This window comes from Halobacillus massiliensis, assembly GCF_900166625.1.
Taxonomy (GTDB): Bacteria; Bacillota; Bacilli; order Bacillales; family Halobacillaceae; genus Halobacillus_A; species Halobacillus_A massiliensis.
The window spans coordinates 1,827,095-1,843,389 of record NZ_LT800499.1; the positions used below are offsets into that span (position 1 = coordinate 1,827,095).

Annotated in this window: 18 protein-coding genes, 2 tRNA genes and 1 pseudogene; 18 read left to right on the forward strand and 3 right to left on the reverse strand. The window is 40.1% G+C overall.

The features are described 5' to 3' along the window. Window positions 1-10 precede the first annotated feature (10 nt). The 12 genes from sdhB (at window position 11) to B7E06_RS09065 (ending at window position 9,438) form a co-directional block, all read left to right on the forward strand. Window positions 11-775, forward strand: a complete 765-nt coding sequence (gene sdhB / locus B7E06_RS09010; RefSeq protein WP_082233660.1) for a succinate dehydrogenase iron-sulfur subunit — start codon at window positions 11-13, stop codon at window positions 773-775. A 121-nt stretch (window positions 776-896) separates the two neighbouring features. Further along, window positions 897-3,218 carry a sensor histidine kinase gene (locus B7E06_RS09015; protein WP_179134027.1) on the forward strand — a complete coding sequence of 774 codons (2,322 nt, stop codon included), beginning with the start codon at window positions 897-899 and terminating at the stop codon, window positions 3,216-3,218. Then, complete coding sequence (locus B7E06_RS09020; RefSeq protein WP_082233662.1) at window positions 3,215-3,862, forward strand: response regulator transcription factor; 648 nt, start codon at window positions 3,215-3,217, stop codon at window positions 3,860-3,862. The genes B7E06_RS09015 and B7E06_RS09020 overlap by 4 nt, the downstream gene beginning before the upstream one ends. A gap of 94 nt (window positions 3,863-3,956) precedes the next feature. Further along, window positions 3,957-4,181 (forward strand): helix-turn-helix domain-containing protein, encoded by a 225-nt coding sequence (locus B7E06_RS09025; RefSeq protein WP_082233663.1) that lies wholly within the window; start codon window positions 3,957-3,959, stop codon window positions 4,179-4,181. A gap of 190 nt (window positions 4,182-4,371) precedes the next feature. Further along, a complete protein-coding gene (locus tag B7E06_RS09030) occupies window positions 4,372-4,791 on the forward strand; it encodes a MarR family winged helix-turn-helix transcriptional regulator (protein WP_082235966.1) in 420 nt (139 codons plus the stop codon). A 14-nt stretch (window positions 4,792-4,805) separates the two neighbouring features. Next, window positions 4,806-5,627, forward strand: a complete 822-nt coding sequence (racE, locus tag B7E06_RS09035; RefSeq protein WP_082233664.1) for a glutamate racemase — start codon at window positions 4,806-4,808, stop codon at window positions 5,625-5,627. A gap of 98 nt (window positions 5,628-5,725) precedes the next feature. Further along, complete coding sequence (locus B7E06_RS09040) at window positions 5,726-6,814, forward strand: GerMN domain-containing protein (protein ID WP_082233665.1); 1,089 nt, start codon at window positions 5,726-5,728, stop codon at window positions 6,812-6,814. Between the two features lie 118 nt (window positions 6,815-6,932). Continuing rightward, window positions 6,933-7,685: a ribonuclease PH gene (gene rph / locus B7E06_RS09045; RefSeq protein WP_082233666.1), complete on the forward strand. Its 753-nt coding sequence runs from the start codon at window positions 6,933-6,935 to the stop codon at window positions 7,683-7,685. Next, window positions 7,685-8,281: an XTP/dITP diphosphatase gene (locus B7E06_RS09050; protein WP_342743621.1), complete on the forward strand. Its 597-nt coding sequence runs from the start codon at window positions 7,685-7,687 to the stop codon at window positions 8,279-8,281. Before rph ends, B7E06_RS09050 begins: the two co-directional genes overlap by 1 nt. A gap of 15 nt (window positions 8,282-8,296) precedes the next feature. Continuing rightward, window positions 8,297-8,824 (forward strand): metallophosphoesterase, encoded by a 528-nt coding sequence (locus tag B7E06_RS09055; RefSeq protein WP_082233668.1) that lies wholly within the window; start codon window positions 8,297-8,299, stop codon window positions 8,822-8,824. A gap of 227 nt (window positions 8,825-9,051) precedes the next feature. Beyond that, a tRNA-Gly gene (locus B7E06_RS09060) sits at window positions 9,052-9,125 on the forward strand. A gap of 239 nt (window positions 9,126-9,364) precedes the next feature. Beyond that, window positions 9,365-9,438 (forward strand) — tRNA-Arg (locus tag B7E06_RS09065). 254 nt (window positions 9,439-9,692) lie between these two features. On the opposite strand, the gene B7E06_RS21845 is transcribed toward B7E06_RS09065, so the two are convergent. Then, window positions 9,693-9,854, reverse strand: coding sequence for a hypothetical protein (locus B7E06_RS21845; protein ID WP_179134028.1), 162 nt, complete (start codon window positions 9,852-9,854; stop codon window positions 9,693-9,695). 235 nt (window positions 9,855-10,089) lie between these two features. On the opposite strand from B7E06_RS21845, the pseudogene B7E06_RS09070 reads away from it, so the two are divergent. The 5 genes and pseudogenes from B7E06_RS09070 (at window position 10,090) to B7E06_RS09090 (ending at window position 13,464) form a co-directional block, all read left to right on the forward strand. Further along, window positions 10,090-10,297: pseudogene (locus tag B7E06_RS09070) on the forward strand (DUF1657 domain-containing protein). A gap of 42 nt (window positions 10,298-10,339) precedes the next feature. Next, window positions 10,340-10,546, forward strand: a complete 207-nt coding sequence (locus tag B7E06_RS09075) for a DUF1657 domain-containing protein (RefSeq protein ID WP_082233669.1) — start codon at window positions 10,340-10,342, stop codon at window positions 10,544-10,546. Between the two features lie 17 nt (window positions 10,547-10,563). Then, window positions 10,564-11,424 (forward strand): DUF421 domain-containing protein, encoded by an 861-nt coding sequence (locus B7E06_RS09080; protein ID WP_082233670.1) that lies wholly within the window; start codon window positions 10,564-10,566, stop codon window positions 11,422-11,424. A 434-nt stretch (window positions 11,425-11,858) separates the two neighbouring features. After that, window positions 11,859-12,044, forward strand: a complete 186-nt coding sequence (locus tag B7E06_RS09085; protein ID WP_143414474.1) for a hypothetical protein — start codon at window positions 11,859-11,861, stop codon at window positions 12,042-12,044. Continuing rightward, window positions 12,037-13,464: an Asp-tRNA(Asn)/Glu-tRNA(Gln) amidotransferase GatCAB subunit A gene (locus tag B7E06_RS09090; protein ID WP_082233672.1), complete on the forward strand. Its 1,428-nt coding sequence runs from the start codon at window positions 12,037-12,039 to the stop codon at window positions 13,462-13,464. The genes B7E06_RS09085 and B7E06_RS09090 overlap by 8 nt, the downstream gene beginning before the upstream one ends. 488 nt (window positions 13,465-13,952) lie before the next feature. On the opposite strand, the gene B7E06_RS21850 is transcribed toward B7E06_RS09090, so the two are convergent. Together B7E06_RS21850 and B7E06_RS09095 are read right to left on the reverse strand one after the other, a co-directional pair. After that, window positions 13,953-14,123, reverse strand: coding sequence for a hypothetical protein (locus tag B7E06_RS21850; RefSeq protein ID WP_179134029.1), 171 nt, complete (start codon window positions 14,121-14,123; stop codon window positions 13,953-13,955). Between the two features lie 97 nt (window positions 14,124-14,220). Continuing rightward, window positions 14,221-15,099 (reverse strand): alpha/beta hydrolase, encoded by an 879-nt coding sequence (locus B7E06_RS09095; protein ID WP_082233673.1) that lies wholly within the window; start codon window positions 15,097-15,099, stop codon window positions 14,221-14,223. 109 nt (window positions 15,100-15,208) lie between these two features. On the opposite strand from B7E06_RS09095, the gene B7E06_RS09100 reads away from it, so the two are divergent. Then, window positions 15,209-16,279, forward strand: a complete 1,071-nt coding sequence (locus B7E06_RS09100; RefSeq protein ID WP_082233674.1) for a glycosyltransferase family 2 protein — start codon at window positions 15,209-15,211, stop codon at window positions 16,277-16,279. The last annotated feature ends 16 nt before the right edge of the window (window positions 16,280-16,295 follow it).

Here is a 16,295-nt window from a genome sequence, read left to right on the forward strand (position 1 = left end):
GTTCATCAATATGAGCGAAAATAAAACGATTACGTTTATTATTACTCGTCAAGATGATCCAGAATCTGCTCCATATGAAGAAACCTTCGAAATTCCATATCGCAAAAATATGAACGTTATTTCTGCTTTAATGGAAATACGACGCAATCCTGTGAATGCTGAGGGTAAAGCAACTACTCCAGTAGATTGGGAGATGGGCTGCCTGGAGGAAGTATGTGGAGCTTGTTCAATGGTAATTAACGGCAAGCCAAGACAGTCATGTACAGCTTTAGTCGATAAGCTCGAGCAGCCAATCCGGTTAGCTCCGATGTCTACATTCCCGGTTATGCGTGACCTGGCTGTAGACCGTAATCGAATGTTTGATTCCTTGAAGAAAGTTAAAGCCTGGATTCCAATTGATGGTACGTATGATCTTGGACCAGGACCAAGAATGCCTGAAAGCAAGCGCCAATGGGCTTACGAATTATCTAAGTGTATGACTTGCGGTGTTTGCCTGGAAGCTTGCCCAAACGTGAATAGTAAATCAGACTTTATTGGTCCGGCGGCACTTTCCCAGGTTCGTCTCTTTAACTCTCATCCAACAGGAGCGATGAATAAGAGTGAACGTCTTCAGACAATAATGGATGAAGAAGGAATTATGGGCTGCGGAAACGCACAAAACTGTGTACAGGCCTGTCCGAAAGGAATTCCTTTAACGACTTCTCTGGCTGCACTTTATCGTGATACGGCCGTAGAATCGTTTAAGAGCTTCTTCGGAAGTGACCAGCGCGTATAACATCTTCAAACTATTAAAAACCACTGTCAGAATCGGCAGTGGTTTTTTTATTGGTGGTTGTTCTATTGAAGTGAAGTAGTATAATAAGTAGTACTGATTTTAAATGAAGGTGGAAGGCAGTATGAAGATGTTTACCTGGAAAGAGTTGGGGTTGTTGCTTTTTGTTATCGCCTCAGCCAGCTATATTACAATTATTAGTATCAATCAACCCTTTCTTGGGATTAAAGCTGAATATTTAGATGAAACCTTGAAAATTACGCATATTAGCCATGGTTCGTGGGCAGACAGGAATGATGTGCCTTTAGGGGCTGAAGTCACCTCTATAAATAAACGTCCTCCAGAAGAGCATTATACGATCCCTATGTTTAGTAGGATTGAAAATACGGACTCTTTTAGTATTATATCCGACGGGGAGCCAGTGGTATATACAGGAATTGAACAGTCTTCCATACTTCACTGGGCCTTATTTATCGTCCTTCCGTTTTTATATATAATAACCGTGCTATGGATAGCCTACATCGTTAAGAAAAAGGTGGAAAAACGATTTTCCGCCCACCTTCTCGTGCTTTTCTTTTTTTTAATTGGGTTAGGTTATCTCAGTGCAAGCGGAGCTGTCAGGAATGATTTATTTAGTGTGTTTTTAAATACCTCTCTTTTTTTATTAGCTCCGGTAGTCCTTATTCATTTCTTATATAATTATTTCGCTGAGTTTGAAGTTTTTTGGTTTTCAAAAAAGTGGATTCATTTTCTGTATATAAATGTATTGATTATCGGTATTATGGATAGTGTTTTTTTAGCCTTAGTCTATTATCCCCCGTACTTTTTTGAGATCCCGCGTGTTTTATTGCTGCTGGAATATATACTCTTATTCTTTATTGTTTACAGGGGGCTTTATTTGTATAAAGACCGGTCACATGGAGTTATTTTCAAATACATCTCTTTTGCAATGACAGCAGCTTTCACGCCTTATATAATCTTATATTTAATGCCTGGACTGACAATTGGAAGTAAATTTATACCACTTGAAGTTGCGGCCATTTTTCTTCTTGTACTTCCAGCTACTTTTATGTATCTGGTTACTCGTGAGCAATTAATTGATATTGACTTTTATATCGGACGTTTAAGATATTATGCGATCATCTCTTTGGTCCCCAGCTTTGCCATACTTATGATTTTGGCCATTACAATTGGAGACCGTTTGAGCGCTTCTAATATTATTGAAATTTTTCTCAGCATATTTTTTATATTGATCTTGTTTTTAACATTAAAAGAAATTCTGGATTTTCGTCTCCAGAAATATTTGTTTGCTGCCAGATACAGCTACCAGGAAAGTATGCACCGTATGGCAAAAGATATGAAGGATCAAACAAATGCTGTTGATCTTATGAAAGTCATGCGCTCAGAAATCAACAGTGTTTTGAACGTTCGTCACATTTATATCTTTTCCAGGCACTTAGATAAGCCGATGTATTGTGTGTACGATCCACTGCCAGAACAAATAATGGATCATTTTAACAAAAATTTCGATTTAAGCAGCCATGATATTGGATCGGTGATTGAGACAAATAAAGGTTTCGGGGTGATAGTAGGTTTCTCCCTTGAAAAAGCTACGATGATCTGGTGTGAAGGAAAAAAAGATTTCACAGCATTAAACCGGGATGAAAAAACATACCTGCAGACCATTTCCCATAATGCGAACATCGCCATTGAAAATATGAATTTAATAGAAGATTTATTAAAAGAACTGCGAACGCTCAGGAGCGATCAAACCCAGCAGTATCCAGCCTGGCTGTCCAGACTGTTATTTTCGATTGCCGAGAATCAAAGAAAACAGCTGTCGATCGATTTACACGATACTGTTCTTCAGGAACAGCTGTACTTATATAGAAAAATGGATGATTTAATTTGTAAGCGGGATGATCTTCCTAAAACGTTGAAAGCGGAGCTTAGCATATTTAAAGAATCCATCTTAGACAGTATCCATTTAATTAGAGAAACGTGTAATGAGTTACGGCCTGCCTTTATTGAAGAGTTAGGCCTCGTACATGCCCTTGAAAACCTGATTGAGCAGTATCAGCTTCGATCTAATTTCACGGTATACTTTACTCACCACCATTTCGATCAGGAGCTCGATCAGGAGAGGGTGCTGGCTATCTTTCGAATTGTTCAGGAGCTATTGTCCAATGCAATGAAACATTCGGAAGCTAAAATAGTAAAACTGAGTCTGTCTAATACAAATAGTGAAGTCACTCTTTTGTATACAGATAACGGCCAGGGAATGGATCATTCCTTCCAGAGGGATCTGTTTTCACACATTGGGTTATCCGGAATGGAACAGCGTGTGCATGGTTTAGATGGACAGCTGAATATAGAAACAGCTCCTAATGCAGGCTTTAAGGCTGTTATAACATTTCCAATTGCAGCCAGGGAGGTTAAAATATGACGCAAGTTTTAATTGTAGACGATCACCCGGCAGTAGGGGCCGGAACGAAAGCGATGCTTGAGCAGGAAGAAGATATGCAGGTGGATGTCATAGACAAAGCAAAAGATACAGAAGCTATGATGGCACAGCATTCCTATGATGTTTTGCTGCTTGATCTATATATGCCTGGAATGAGCGGAGTGGATTTAGCAAAAGAATTAAGAAAAAACCATCCGGATGTAGTGATTTTAATTTATACCGGGTTTGACTTGAGTACCCATTTTAATATGCTTGTTGAAGCTAATATAAATGGGTTTGTAAGCAAGACAGCCACTAGTGAACAGCTGCTCAACGTAATCCGTTGTGCTCTAAGGGATGAGGTTGTTCTTCCGCTTCACCTGTTTAAGCAGCTGCGCAGAACAGAAGCAAGCATTAGTGAAACTTCCAAAGTGGAAGGAAGCGGCATTTCTTTAAATGAAAAAGAGCAATCGATTTTAAAAGAAGTCGCTTCTGGACTGACCAACAGGGAAATCGCTCAAGCTCTTCATATGTCGCAGCGGAGTGTTGAATATACACTAACGGGAATATTTAATAAACTTACGGTTAAATCTCGTACAGAGGCCTTATTCAAAGCCCAGGAATTTGGACTAATATCTAAAACGTAAACAGTCGCGCACAGGGCCATACCTCCTTTCATACGATATCAAGACTAAATAATTCCTTCCGATAGAGCTCTAGATAACAAGGAGGGGTACGCTTGTGAAGGAGGAGGGCTATAGGCCGACACAAATTCTTACAAAACGCGAGCGGGAAGTTTTTGAACTGTTAGTTCAGGATAAGACGACCAGGGAAATTGCTAAAGAATTATTCATTTCCGAGAAGACCGTAAGAAACCATATTTCTAACGCAATGCAGAAACTTGGTGTAAAGGGACGGTCACAGGCTGTAGTAGAACTGTTGCGTATGGGTGAATTAAAGCTTTAGCACATCGATTGTAAGTAGCAGGCGTGACTGAAAGACCTTTCAGGATTTGATATTTAATGGAACCTCAAGTCCTGAGAGGATTTTCACTTTCAAAGGTTTTACTTGTAATTTCGGAATAAAAGCGTAAAAATAAATGAATAAACTATTGATTAGGAGTGCTCGAACAGTGACTCACTCACACCAGGCATCGATGGTTGCCGACGTAGAAAAAGAATTAAGATACATATCTGGAATTATTAAGCAAAAGGGAAGAGAAATTCTGGATAACTATCCGATAACAGCCCCTCAGTTTGTCGCTTTGCAATGGCTGGTGGATAAAGGTGATTTAACTATTGGGGAGTTATCCAACCATATTCACTTAGCGTGCAGTACAACAACAGATTTAGTTGACCGCATGGAAAAAAATGTACTCGTTGAAAGAGTCAGGGATCCAAAAGATCGTCGTGTCGTACGGATCCATGTCCAGGAAAAAGGAAAAAATATTATTCAGGAAGTTATTGAGAAAAGACAAGAGTATTTAAAAAACGTCTTAACCGAGTTCTCGGAAAATGAAGTAGAAACTTTAAATAAATTGTTAGCATTGCTACATCAGGAAATGCTTGATAGATAGAAAGAGGGATTGACTTGCAACAGCCTATAGGTGTCATTGATTCAGGAGTAGGGGGACTGACGGTAGCACGTGAGCTCATGCGCCAGCTGCCGAAAGAAAAATATATATATTTAGGGGACACGAGAAGGTGTCCATATGGTCCAAGACCTAAAGAAGAAGTGAAGCGCTATACGTGGGAAATGGTTCATTACCTGCTGGAAAAAAATATTAAGATGCTGATCGTTGCTTGTAACACAGCGACAGCCTATACACTGACTGAACTTCAAAATGAACTAGATATACCTGTTATCGGGGTTATTGAGCCGGGCGCACGAGCTGCTATCAGCAGCAGTCAGCGTAAAAACATTGGGGTGATTGGTACAGAGGGGACGATTCAGAGTAAAGCTTATTCTAAAGCTTTAAAAGAAATCGACAGTTCAATCCTGGTAGAAGGTTTGGCATGTCCGCCACTTGTTCCAATGATTGAGAATGGCATCCTTCATGGGGAAGAGGCTAAAGCGATTGTGAAGCGTACACTCGCTCCTTTAAAAGGGAAACAAGGACTCGATACACTTATTTTGGGATGTACACATTATCCGATTATTAAAGATCTTGTCCAGGCAGAGATGGGTACACATATTCAAGTGATCAGCTCGGGTGAAGAAACAGCCCGTGAGGCAAGCTTAATCCTTGCCTACAATAAATCTCTGGCGAAATGGGAGGAGTCTCCTGTTCATGAATTTTACTCAACAGGCGATATAGAAAAGTTTAGAAGTGTGGCAGATCAGTGGCTTGATCATCCCGTACAATTATTAGAATTAGTAAATCTTCATCCTATGCCAAGCTCCGTAAAATAATTCGGGGCTTTTTTTTATGGCTTTGCAATAATTTCTAGTCTATTCCCTCTAAAAGCTCGTATATATGGTAGTACAAACTATCATTGGGAGGGAAAGGAATGAAAACAAGCGGCATTAAGCCCTTATCAATTGTTGCTCTTCTAACATTAGGATTGCTTTCCGGCTGTTTCTTTGAAGGTGAGCAGTCAATGGAGGATATGGACGGTCCTCCTGAGGAAGAAGTGAATACTGAAACCACTGCAGAAGTTGCTGAAGATAATGAAGCAGGTACAGAAAAAGGCACAGAGGAAGATGGAAAGGAAGAAGAAGCAGCAGGAACTGTAGAAAGAGAATTATACTTACTTGATTCTAACGGTATGGTCGTTCCTCAAACACTTGAAATACCGGCTTCAAAAGAGGTAGCAGCACAGGCGCTGGAATACCTGGTGAAAGATGGACCAGTCTCAGAACTACTCCCTTCTGGGTTCTCTGCCGTCCTGCCTGCCGGTACTCAGATTAAAGGCGTTAACTTGAAAGAAGACGGTACGATGGTTGTGGATGTATCTAAAGAATTTGAAAGCTATAAACCGGAAGAAGAAGAAAAGATCCTTCAGTCTATGACTTACACACTCACCCAGTTTGACGGGGTGGAAAAAATTAAGCTCTGGGTCAATGGCCATGAGCTGCAAACAATGCCTGTCAACGGAACCCCTATTTCTGATGGGGTTTCCCGATCTGATGGGATAAATATTCAAGAAAGTGCAGTCAGTGATCCTGTAAACAGTGAACCAGTAACCGTATACTATCCTTCCCAGCAGGATGGGCAAGAGGTTTATCAAGTGCCTGTAACTACTCGTGTAGCAAATGAGGAAAATCTCTATACATCAGTCGCTCAAACCCTTTTAGAAGGACCAGCTTTAGGCACTTCCCTTCTTCAGCCATTTAATGAAGGGGCCGAAGTGAAAAATGCGGAGTTAAACGAAGGAGTGCTTACAGTTACCTTTAATGAAGCACTTCTGACGGGCGAGGAAGCAAAGGCCTTATCCAATGATGCTTTATCCAGTCTTGTTATGAGTTTAACGAGTCTTCCAGAGGTTGATTCTGTCCAGGTTAAAGTGGAGGGCATGGAGGAAGTTATGAACGAAGCAGGAGAAGCAATCACAGAGCCGGTTACCCAAACCGATGTGCAGAAACCAAAAAGCTTATAATAGTAAAGAATAAGAGCCACTATAAAGATAGTGGCTCTTATTTGTTTCTGTAAACATCATAAGGATTATGTTACGATAAGCAAGGAAAAAGGTTGTTGCAAAGGGAGGAAGTAAGGCAATGAGATCAGATCATCGAGAAGCAAATGAACTACGAAATATAAAAATTGAAACAGATTATATTAAACACCCCGAAGGATCCGTATTAATCAGCTTTGGTGATACGAAAGTAATTTGTAACGCCAGTGTGGAAGACCGGGTTCCTCCTTTTCTAAGAGGGCAGGGAAAAGGCTGGATTACAGCAGAATACGCAATGCTCCCAAGAGCTACAGAACAAAGAAATATTCGTGAATCCTCCAAAGGAAAAGTTTCAGGCCGAACAATGGAAATACAGCGGCTTATTGGCAGAGCACTACGTGCGGTTGTTGACCTTGAAAAATTGGGTGAACGAACGTTATGGGTCGATTGTGATGTGATACAGGCTGACGGTGGTACGAGAACCGCTTCGATCACAGGAGCATTTACTGCAGTTGTGCTGGCTTTCGGCAAATTGATAGATAAAGGCACAATTAAAGAATTACCGGTTAACGACTTTTTAGCAGCAATCTCTGTTGGAGTTTTAAATGAAGGTCAGGAAATCCTTGATCTTTGCTACACAGAAGACAGTCAGGCACAAGTGGATATGAACGTTGTCATGACTGGGCAGGGTGAATTTGTGGAGTTACAAGGGACGGGAGAAGAATCTACATTTTCAGTTAATCAGCTGCAAACGATGCTCGGATTAGCTCAGGAAGGAATTGAAAATCTGATTACGATTCAGAAAGAAGCTATCGGCCCCTGGGCAGAAGTCATAGAAAAAAAGCGGAGCGTGTAATGATGAAGAAAGTGATCATTGCTACAAAAAATAATGGCAAAGCTAAAGAATTTAAAGAAATGTTAGGGAAATATGATCTTGAAGGGTACTCCCTGTTAGATTTAAAAGAGCCTGTCGAAGATATAAAGGAGACGGGCACAACATTTGAGGAAAATGCTTTAATTAAAGCAGAAGCTATTGCAAGTCAGTTTAACCTTACAGTCATCGCTGACGATTCAGGTCTGGAAGTGGATGCCTTAAATGGGGAGCCGGGGATTTACTCGGCCCGTTATGCGGGTATAGAGAAAGATGACCAGAAAAATATGGAGAAACTATTGCTGGCATTAAGCGGAGTAAATCCAGAAGACCGCACCGCCCGGTTTGTCTGCGCCATTGCGATTGCCCGACCAGGATCAGATTCCATTGTAGAACGAGGCACTTGTGAAGGTTCTATTGCGAAAGAACAAAAAGGAACTCAGGGCTTCGGCTATGATCCCTTATTTATTCCTTCTGGAGAAAGCCGGACGATGGCTGAACATACACCAGATGAAAAAAATTCAATCAGTCATCGTAAAAACGCCCTCGTTAAAATTGAGAAGCATTTGAAAGATCTTTAAAAATGAGGTGATTAATTGACTAAGGTACTCATAATCAGCGATACCCATGGTCTAACTGACAAAGTAATTGACATTAAAGAACGCCACAAGGAAGAAACAGCAGCCATGATTCACTGCGGTGATTCAGAGTTGGATATTGACTCCAAAGAACTGGAAGGCTTTTATTACGCCAAAGGAAACTGTGATTTTCAGCCGGAAATGGAAGAGGAGCAGGTATTTACTGTCGATGGAGTAACCTTTCTCGTTGTTCATGGCCACCTCCATCAAATTAAATCAACGCTGATGCCATTGTCTTACAGGGCAGATGAAGCAGGAGCGCAGGTTGCCTGTTTTGGCCATTCCCACATGGCAGGGGCAGAGAATATAAACGGTAAACTTTTTATTAATCCGGGAAGTGCCCGTCAGCCCAGAGATCGAAAAGAACCTACGTATGCTATATTAGAGTGGGAAACACCTGAAGAAGTAAAATTACAGTTCTATCACGTAGATGGCGAGCCGATGCCGGAACTGCAAATACAAACAACACTTGCGGCAAAGAATTAAATTTCTTTGCTGCACTCTGTTGACAAATGAGCGATATATTTATATACTTATTCTTGTCCGAAAAAAAAGTCACTACATAAATGCGGGTCTAGTTTAATGGTAAAACCTCAGCCACGAGCATAATCTTCTGCCGAATCAACTGCGAGTTGCTTCGACGCATTCACTTTCTTGAATAAGCTTGGAGAGGAAGAAGCATGTAAGAACATGGCTAATGAAACTTAATATACGCGGGTGTAGTTTAATGGTAAAACCTCAGCCTTCCAAGCTGATGACGAGGGTTCGATTCCCTTCACCCGCTCCAAATTTACATAATCCTAACGTCAAAATTTTCTTGAAATACAGCACTTAATCATGTTATGGTAGTAATGCTGACTTTTCAAAAATGTCCCAGTAGCTCAGCTGGATAGAGCATGAACGAATAAGCTTCTATGAAAAAACATCAACGTACTGATTTTTTTACATCAATGAAATGCTTCTTCGACAATCGGGACGACAGGTGCTCAGACTATAATTGGTCTACAAAACTTAATCTTTTTACATGTCCCAGTAGCTCAGCTGGATAGAGCAACAGCCTTCTAAGCTGTGGGTCGGGAGTTCGAATCTCTCCTGGGACGCTAACTAAAAAACGCTGAATCTCTTGTGCATCAAGGGATTCAGCGTTTTTATTATTATGAAGGGTTTGGGGTTGCATAAGCAATTAATTCTTCTCTCTGTTGATTGGCCAAGAAAAAAAGAGTGACTTCCTTTTATAAAACAAAGAAAGTCACTCTTTTTCATTTAGTTTGTGTGGAAATCTAATGTTGATTAAAAAAGATAGACGGCCCTATTCGGCAAGCATCACCTTTCAAAGGCCTCCAGTAATCGCGATTTAATCTCTCATTGATCCAGCTTCACGAGCCGTCATAGATCCAACCCCATTACTTACATCCTTTTGAATTTCTTGTTTTACTTTTTCAGGGTTTGTTCCTGAAGGGTTGGAATTAGGGTTCTCTTTGCTTATTTGCTGACTGTCATTCTGGTTCTCAGCCATTAATAAACACCTCCATAACAGGTAGTTTAATCAATAGCCCTTAGAATAAACAGATAACTAAAAAGTATCACTAATTTTTTGAAAAAAGGATCAAACCATTTGAACGGCCTGTTATCTATATGATCTGAAACTTTCCAGCACATGGCTAGATTGTTTTTATTGAAAAAATAGGAAGTCATAACTTGGATGATTTGAGAAAAAATAATCTCACATGAAAATAAAAAGGATGAGCAAAATCACTGTAATTAGTGATATGAAACAAACCGTGGCTAGTTTAAAAAGTGCTCAAGCAAATTTTGAAACATTTGCCCTCAGTACAGAAAATCAAGAAAGCTAAGAAGCTTTATGAACAAGCGGCAGTGCAGACGCAAAGTATTATTGAAAGTATAACACCGCGTATTCAGATAATAGAGCAGGAAGAACCGCAATATCGCTCCGAATAAGCTGCGGGCGTTTTTTTCTTCATTTGAAAAGGAGTGAGCAGTATGACCGTCGGAGCTAATGTAAAACAGTGTTTAGCTACTTTAAAAAACATAGAAGCCATTCTTTCAAAGCTTTCCATTGAATCAAGTGATGAAGCAGCAAGGCAGCTTTTCCATCAACAAACACTAGTTATGGAAGATATCAAAAAAGATGTGAAAAAGCGGGTAATGGAATTAGAACGGGAAGAGGAACAGTATAAAGGGTTTTAATTAAGGAGGAAAGAATAGTGACAGACGGGTTTGAGGTGCTTTATAGAGGAACTCTTTTTTTAATTGTTTTGTTCTTTTTAACGAAATTATTAGGAAAGAAACAAATATCACAGCTTACTTTTTTCGAATATGTAACAGGGATTACAATAGGTAGTATTGCTGCTGAAGTAATAATGGGGTTAGAAAATAATATATGGCACGGTATTCTTGGGACTGCTATTTTTGCTGTTTTTCCATTTTTAATTGGCCTTCTGGCCCTTCATAGTAAAAAAGTACGGGATTTTGTCGACGGAACCTCTACTGTTTTGATAAAAGATGGGAAAGTGTTGGAACAAAGTTTAAAGAAAGAAAAATATACCCTTGATGAACTTCTGCAGCTGTTACGAGGAAAGGATATTTTTGAAATTGCGGAAGTAGAGTATGCGGTGCTGGAAGCGGACGGAAAGCTCAGTGTACTCCCTAAAAAAGATTATCGTCCTGTTACCCGCAAGGATCTGGGTTTAGAAAGTATGAATGAAAAAGAACCCCATATTGTTATTATGGATGGAAAAATTATGGATAAACCTTTACATGAAGTTGGAAAAGATCAGGAATGGTTAATTATGGAGCTCGAGAAGCAGGAAACAACTATTGATAAAGTCTTCATCGCGCAGGTAGATTCTTATGGTTCTTTAACCATTGATTTATACGATGATGAAATTCAAGTTACTACTCCCCAGGATCGCCCTTTATTATTAGCAAACATAAAAAAATGTCAGGCCGATCTAGAACTTTTTGCTTTAGCAACGGATTCACCTTCAGCAAAAGCATTATATGAAAAAAATGCAAAAAAACTGGCCCTTTCTATGGAAAAATTAACCCCTTACCTTAAAAGTTGATCACTATTGGGTACAGGGAATTTTTTAGTTTTAACACATTTAAGCGGAAATATGGTTTCAAGGTAGAGTGACTTCCTAACACCAGCCTTCTAAGCTGAGGGTCGGGAGTCGAATCTCTTCTGGGACGCTAACTAAAAAAACGATGAATCTCTTGTGTTATCAAGAGATTCATCGTTTTTTCTGTATGGAGTGAATGAAGATTTGAGACATGAACGCCCCCTTTGGGATGGGGTCAGGATTCTAATTGCAGAAGTTGGCTTCGTATAGACCAACTTCTGCAATTTCTTTTACTTTCTTCTGCCATTTCAACGTTCTTCAACAAAACCTCTCATAATTCACCACAGGAATTAAAGGTTATTATGCAGAATATTACGGATAACTGTGTTTATAGACAAAACAGGATATTTAAAAATTTTATAAAAAGGGTGATAGTCGTGCAGGAATTGTTGAAAACCTATTTTTCAGCTAGAAATTTGAATGTTTCAGAAGAAGACTGCAGTAAGATTACTCAACAGATGGAAGGACTCGATGTTCTTAGAAAAGGGCTGGACGTTCGTTATTTAAATGATTGTGAAATTGGCTTGTACCACAGACCTATAAGGAGGCGTGAACATGAGTAAGGAGCGGTTATATTCGAAAACAATTGATGAGTTGAGTGGACTGATTCGAAAAAAAGAAGTCTCCCCGGTTGAGGTGACAAAAGCTACACTGGAGCGGGCGAAGAATTTGAACGACCAGGTGAATGCCTTCATTTCTATCACTGAAGACCATGCAATTGATATGGCACTTTTACATGAAAAGGAAATATTGAACGGAAATTACCGTGGAAAACTCCATGGGATACCGATGGCTTTAAAAGATATTTTTTTCTTTGAAGGAGAAGTCGCTACGATAGGTTCAAAAATCCATCAGGACTTTATTCCGAGTTATGAGTCGACCGTCGTATCCAAGTTGAAGGAAGCAGGGGTAGTGTTTACTGGTAAGCTGAACATGCATGAATATGCCTGGGGAGCGACAACGGCTAATCCTCACTATGGTCCGTGCCGTAACCCTTGGAATTTAGAAAAAATACCAGGCGGGTCAAGCGGCGGTTCGGGAGCTGCGGTTATAGCTGATATGACGATCGCCTCGTTGGGGACGGACACGGGAGGGTCTATCCGTATTCCGGCTTCAAGTTGTGGAATTGTTGGGTTGAAGCCGACTCATGGACGGGTGAGTAAGTATGGTTGTTTCCCGCTTGCCTGGTCACTCGATCATATTGGTCCGATGGCTAAAACGGTGACTGATGCTGCAATCTTATTAGAAGCAATCGCCGGTTTCGATTCTAACGATCCGACAACGGTCGATGTACCGACCGCTGCCTACACGGAAAACTTGAAAAAAGATATTAGCGGAATGGTCATTGGTGTTAATGAAGAATATTTCTTCCGTAACGTCGATTCTGAGGTGGAAGCGCTGGTAAGAGCCGGTATTCGAAAGTTAGAAAATATGGGAGCCAATGTCGTCCATGTAGATATTCCCTCCTTGAAAAATGCTGAGTTTGCTGAGCTGATCACTATCATGACGGAAGCAAGCACAGTCCACCACTCCAACTTAATAGAACGGTCGCAGGATTTCGGGGAAGATGTAAGACTATTGTTAGAAGCAGGTGAAGTGCCTTCAGCAGTTGACTATTTGCAGGCTCAGCAGATTCGAAGACAGCTCGATGTGGAATTTGCTGAAGCAATGAAGCAAGTGGATGTTATAATTAGTCCGACGCTTCCTTTTACACCAATTGATATTGGGGCGGACACATTATCGCTAAATAGCGAAATTGTGAGCTTTCTCGATCACATCATCCGATTTACGCTGCCTGGTAACCTCACCGGCCTGCCATCCATATCTATCCCTTGCGGATTGAGCAACGGATTGCCGGTAGGAATGCAGATCATGGGTAAAGCGTTTAAAGAAGAAGATGTGCTGCAAGTCGCATACGCTTTTGAAAGGACGAACCCTATGAACGGATTGAAACCAAATCTATCCGAAAGCAATTTGGTTTAATTATAGGAGTGGAATAAAGCAAATTTAAATGGACTCTAGTTTTAGTCAATTGATGAATTATATTCTTTACTTAATCTTCTATCCAATATTGAAGTGCTGCAGATGTGCATCCACCTATTGAATGGAGAGATGAGTGCAGATGTAGTTGGCTGAAAGTCAAAATTGCTAAAGTGTCTAAAGTAGTATCCATAAGGATGATGGAACTAAGTGTGTATCGAGAGTTCGAATATCCACTGGGAAACCTATTTAAATAAACGCTGAATCTCTTATCTTACAATAGGTTCAGCGTTTTCTAGCTATAATAGATAAATATTGGTTTAAGTGGTAAATGAATTAATTTGTATTCCTCAAATAAATACCTCTCGTCAGAAAGCTGTTCAATCATCAAGAGACTGTTAAACATTATCGATGTATGAAAATGAAAGAAGCTGAATCAAGAGATTCAGCTTCTTTCTTAGTTATATGAAAGGGAAGACAAATAGGTAAAATTAGCGATGAGTTCTCTTTGCTACCCACTGATACGGAAGCTTTGATTTTGTGTTTATTATTCTCACTAGAAGTTCCGCGGATCTTTGATGATGGACGATTTTATCTTCGTTCGTTACGGTATCCCTTAAATGATAATTCTTTCCATTAATTGTACGTCCAATTTTATACACCTTGAAACCCCTCTCAGTAACGTTATATAAATATAATTATTTTGTCTGAACAGGCAATGGATTGAAAGCAGATTATTTAACTTTAGAATAAGGACTTTTAATTATGGTAGATTTCTTGAATTTCCTTAATAATTATCCCCCAGGCTATCCCGGCTTGTTCTTTTGGGCCGAGGTGAGTAAAAGCGTGTGTACATTTACGGAAATTTACTCCATGAACATCCACTTGGGCTTGCTTTAACTTCTCAATATATTTTTCAGCCTCAGCAGAAAAAGCATCGCAATTTGCGTAGAGGATGACGGTTCTTGGAAGCCCTTCTACATTCCCGGTAAACACAGGAGAAACAAGGAGATTTTTGGCCTGACCGGCTTCAGGAATGTAGCACCTATTAATAAAGTGTGCCGCCTGAGGAAATTTTTTTCGCAAGGGGTCGTCCTCGGGTTTTTCTGCATGCGGTGTTACAAAGTCAAGCATCGGGCACGTTAATATTTGGAGCAGGGGGAGGGGCTTTTTATGCTTTTTTAGAGTTAGTGTCAAAGCGTTAGCAATACTGGCGCCTGAACTATGTCCGCCTACAATAATTTTATGGGGATCTATTTTTAATTTATCTGCTTGGTTTAAGATCCATTGATATATTTCATACGATTGTTTGATCGGTTTGGGAAACGGATATTCCGGAGCCTTAGCATAATCAATGTTTATTACTGCACAGCCTGTCTGATTAGCAATGTAGCGGCAATAAGGATCATCCATATTTTTATTGTGCATAATGAAGGCGCCGCCATGAAAATTAATATAAACTGGCAATTTATCATTCGATGCATTAAAAGGATAATAACAAGTGATATATGTATCTTTTACGCTTGTTTCTATGAGAATGTCTCTAACTTCTTCGACTTCCTTATGGTCTACCATCGGTTGTAATACTGCTTTGTTTGGGAGCAGTCGTAAAATTTTTGCAGCTATAGAAGTAAGCATCGTGTATTCCCCTTTTTTTATAATATGGTACCCTGTATAAAAGGAAGATAACCCAAAGCACTGAATAATCAGTCTCAAAAGGGTCTGAATCTGCAATGAGGTGAGAGCAATGTGGCTTATGGTTATAGCTGGGATAATGACTGTTTTTCTATTTTGGCATAAAGTTTCTTTTCCTGACGTAAAAGCCAGGAGCAATGTTTCTTACTCGATCATTATTCCAGCTAGAAATGAAGAGAAAAATTTAGAAAGACTTCTCTCTACATTAATGAAGGATTACGACGATAAAAGAGAAGTTATTGTTGTGGATGATCAATCTGACGATCGTACATATGAGATAGCAGTAAAGTTTGGAGCAACAGCGATCCAGGCGCCGCCTTTGCCGAAAGAATGGATGGGGAAATCCTGGGCTTGCTATAATGGTGCTAAAGAAGCGTCTGGAGAAGTGCTGCTATTTCTTGATGCAGATACTTGGTTTTCGAAGGATGGACCAGAGAAGCTCGTTCAATACATAGTAACAACAGGAACAAAAGCTCTCGTCACTGTACATCCTTATCACTATATGTGTTCATTTTGGGAAAAATTGTCAGCGGTCTTTCACCTTGTCGTATTCTCTTCATCCGGAATAACGCCGATACTTAAAAAATATTTGGGGGTGCAAGGCGGATTTGGTCCTTGTTTGCTTATTTATCAAAATACTTACTGGGAGCTGGAGGGCCACCATTCGATTCGTAAGGAAATCGTCGAGCATCTTTCTATGGCACGGAGAGCACAATCGAAGGGAATAAAAACTTTTGCATACAGCGGGAAAGGTATCGTAAATATGAGAATGTATCCTGCCAGCCTGAGAAAGGTAATTAATGGCTGGAGTAAGAGCTTTGCTTCAGGAGCGAAATCAGCATCTCCCGTGATGACGGCCGCAAATATTTTATGGATCTCAGCGCTAGCCTCATTTCTTACGAATTTGGAAAAAGCGGGCTGGTGGAGCCTCGCAGGCTATTTCTTTATTAGCATATGGCTTTATCGGACTTTGAAGGAAATCGGCAGCTTCAAATGGTATGACGCACTGCTTATTCCTGTTTATTTTTTGTTTTTTGTTTTATTGTTTATCTATTCCCTTCTTAAGACGTTCTTTTCTAAAGAAATGGATTGGAAAGGGCGCAATATTTCTAATAAAAAGTAAAAATTCCAGCTTCCCA

Excerpts from the sequence above, each read along its gene's own strand:
- B7E06_RS09050 (WP_342743621.1), top strand. The coding sequence starts at position 7,685 with ATGATGAAGAAAGTGATCATTGCTACAAAAAATAATGGCAAAGCTAAA.
- B7E06_RS09030 (WP_082235966.1), top strand. The coding sequence starts at position 4,372 with ATGGTTGCCGACGTAGAAAAAGAATTAAGATACATATCTGGAATTATT.
- B7E06_RS09075 (WP_082233669.1), top strand. The coding sequence starts at position 10,340 with ATGACCGTCGGAGCTAATGTAAAACAGTGTTTAGCTACTTTAAAAAAC.
- B7E06_RS09095 (WP_082233673.1), bottom strand. The coding sequence starts at position 15,099 with ATGCTTACTTCTATAGCTGCAAAAATTTTACGACTGCTCCCAAACAAA.
- B7E06_RS09040 (WP_082233665.1), top strand. The coding sequence starts at position 5,726 with ATGAAAACAAGCGGCATTAAGCCCTTATCAATTGTTGCTCTTCTAACA.
- rph (WP_082233666.1), top strand. The coding sequence starts at position 6,933 with ATGAGATCAGATCATCGAGAAGCAAATGAACTACGAAATATAAAAATT.
- B7E06_RS09015 (WP_179134027.1), top strand. The coding sequence starts at position 897 with ATGAAGATGTTTACCTGGAAAGAGTTGGGGTTGTTGCTTTTTGTTATC.
- B7E06_RS09020 (WP_082233662.1), top strand. The coding sequence starts at position 3,215 with ATGACGCAAGTTTTAATTGTAGACGATCACCCGGCAGTAGGGGCCGGA.
- sdhB (WP_082233660.1), top strand. The coding sequence starts at position 11 with ATGAGCGAAAATAAAACGATTACGTTTATTATTACTCGTCAAGATGAT.
- B7E06_RS21845 (WP_179134028.1), bottom strand. The coding sequence starts at position 9,854 with ATGGCTGAGAACCAGAATGACAGTCAGCAAATAAGCAAAGAGAACCCT.
- B7E06_RS09100 (WP_082233674.1), top strand. The coding sequence starts at position 15,209 with ATGTGGCTTATGGTTATAGCTGGGATAATGACTGTTTTTCTATTTTGG.
- B7E06_RS09090 (WP_082233672.1), top strand. The coding sequence starts at position 12,037 with ATGAGTAAGGAGCGGTTATATTCGAAAACAATTGATGAGTTGAGTGGA.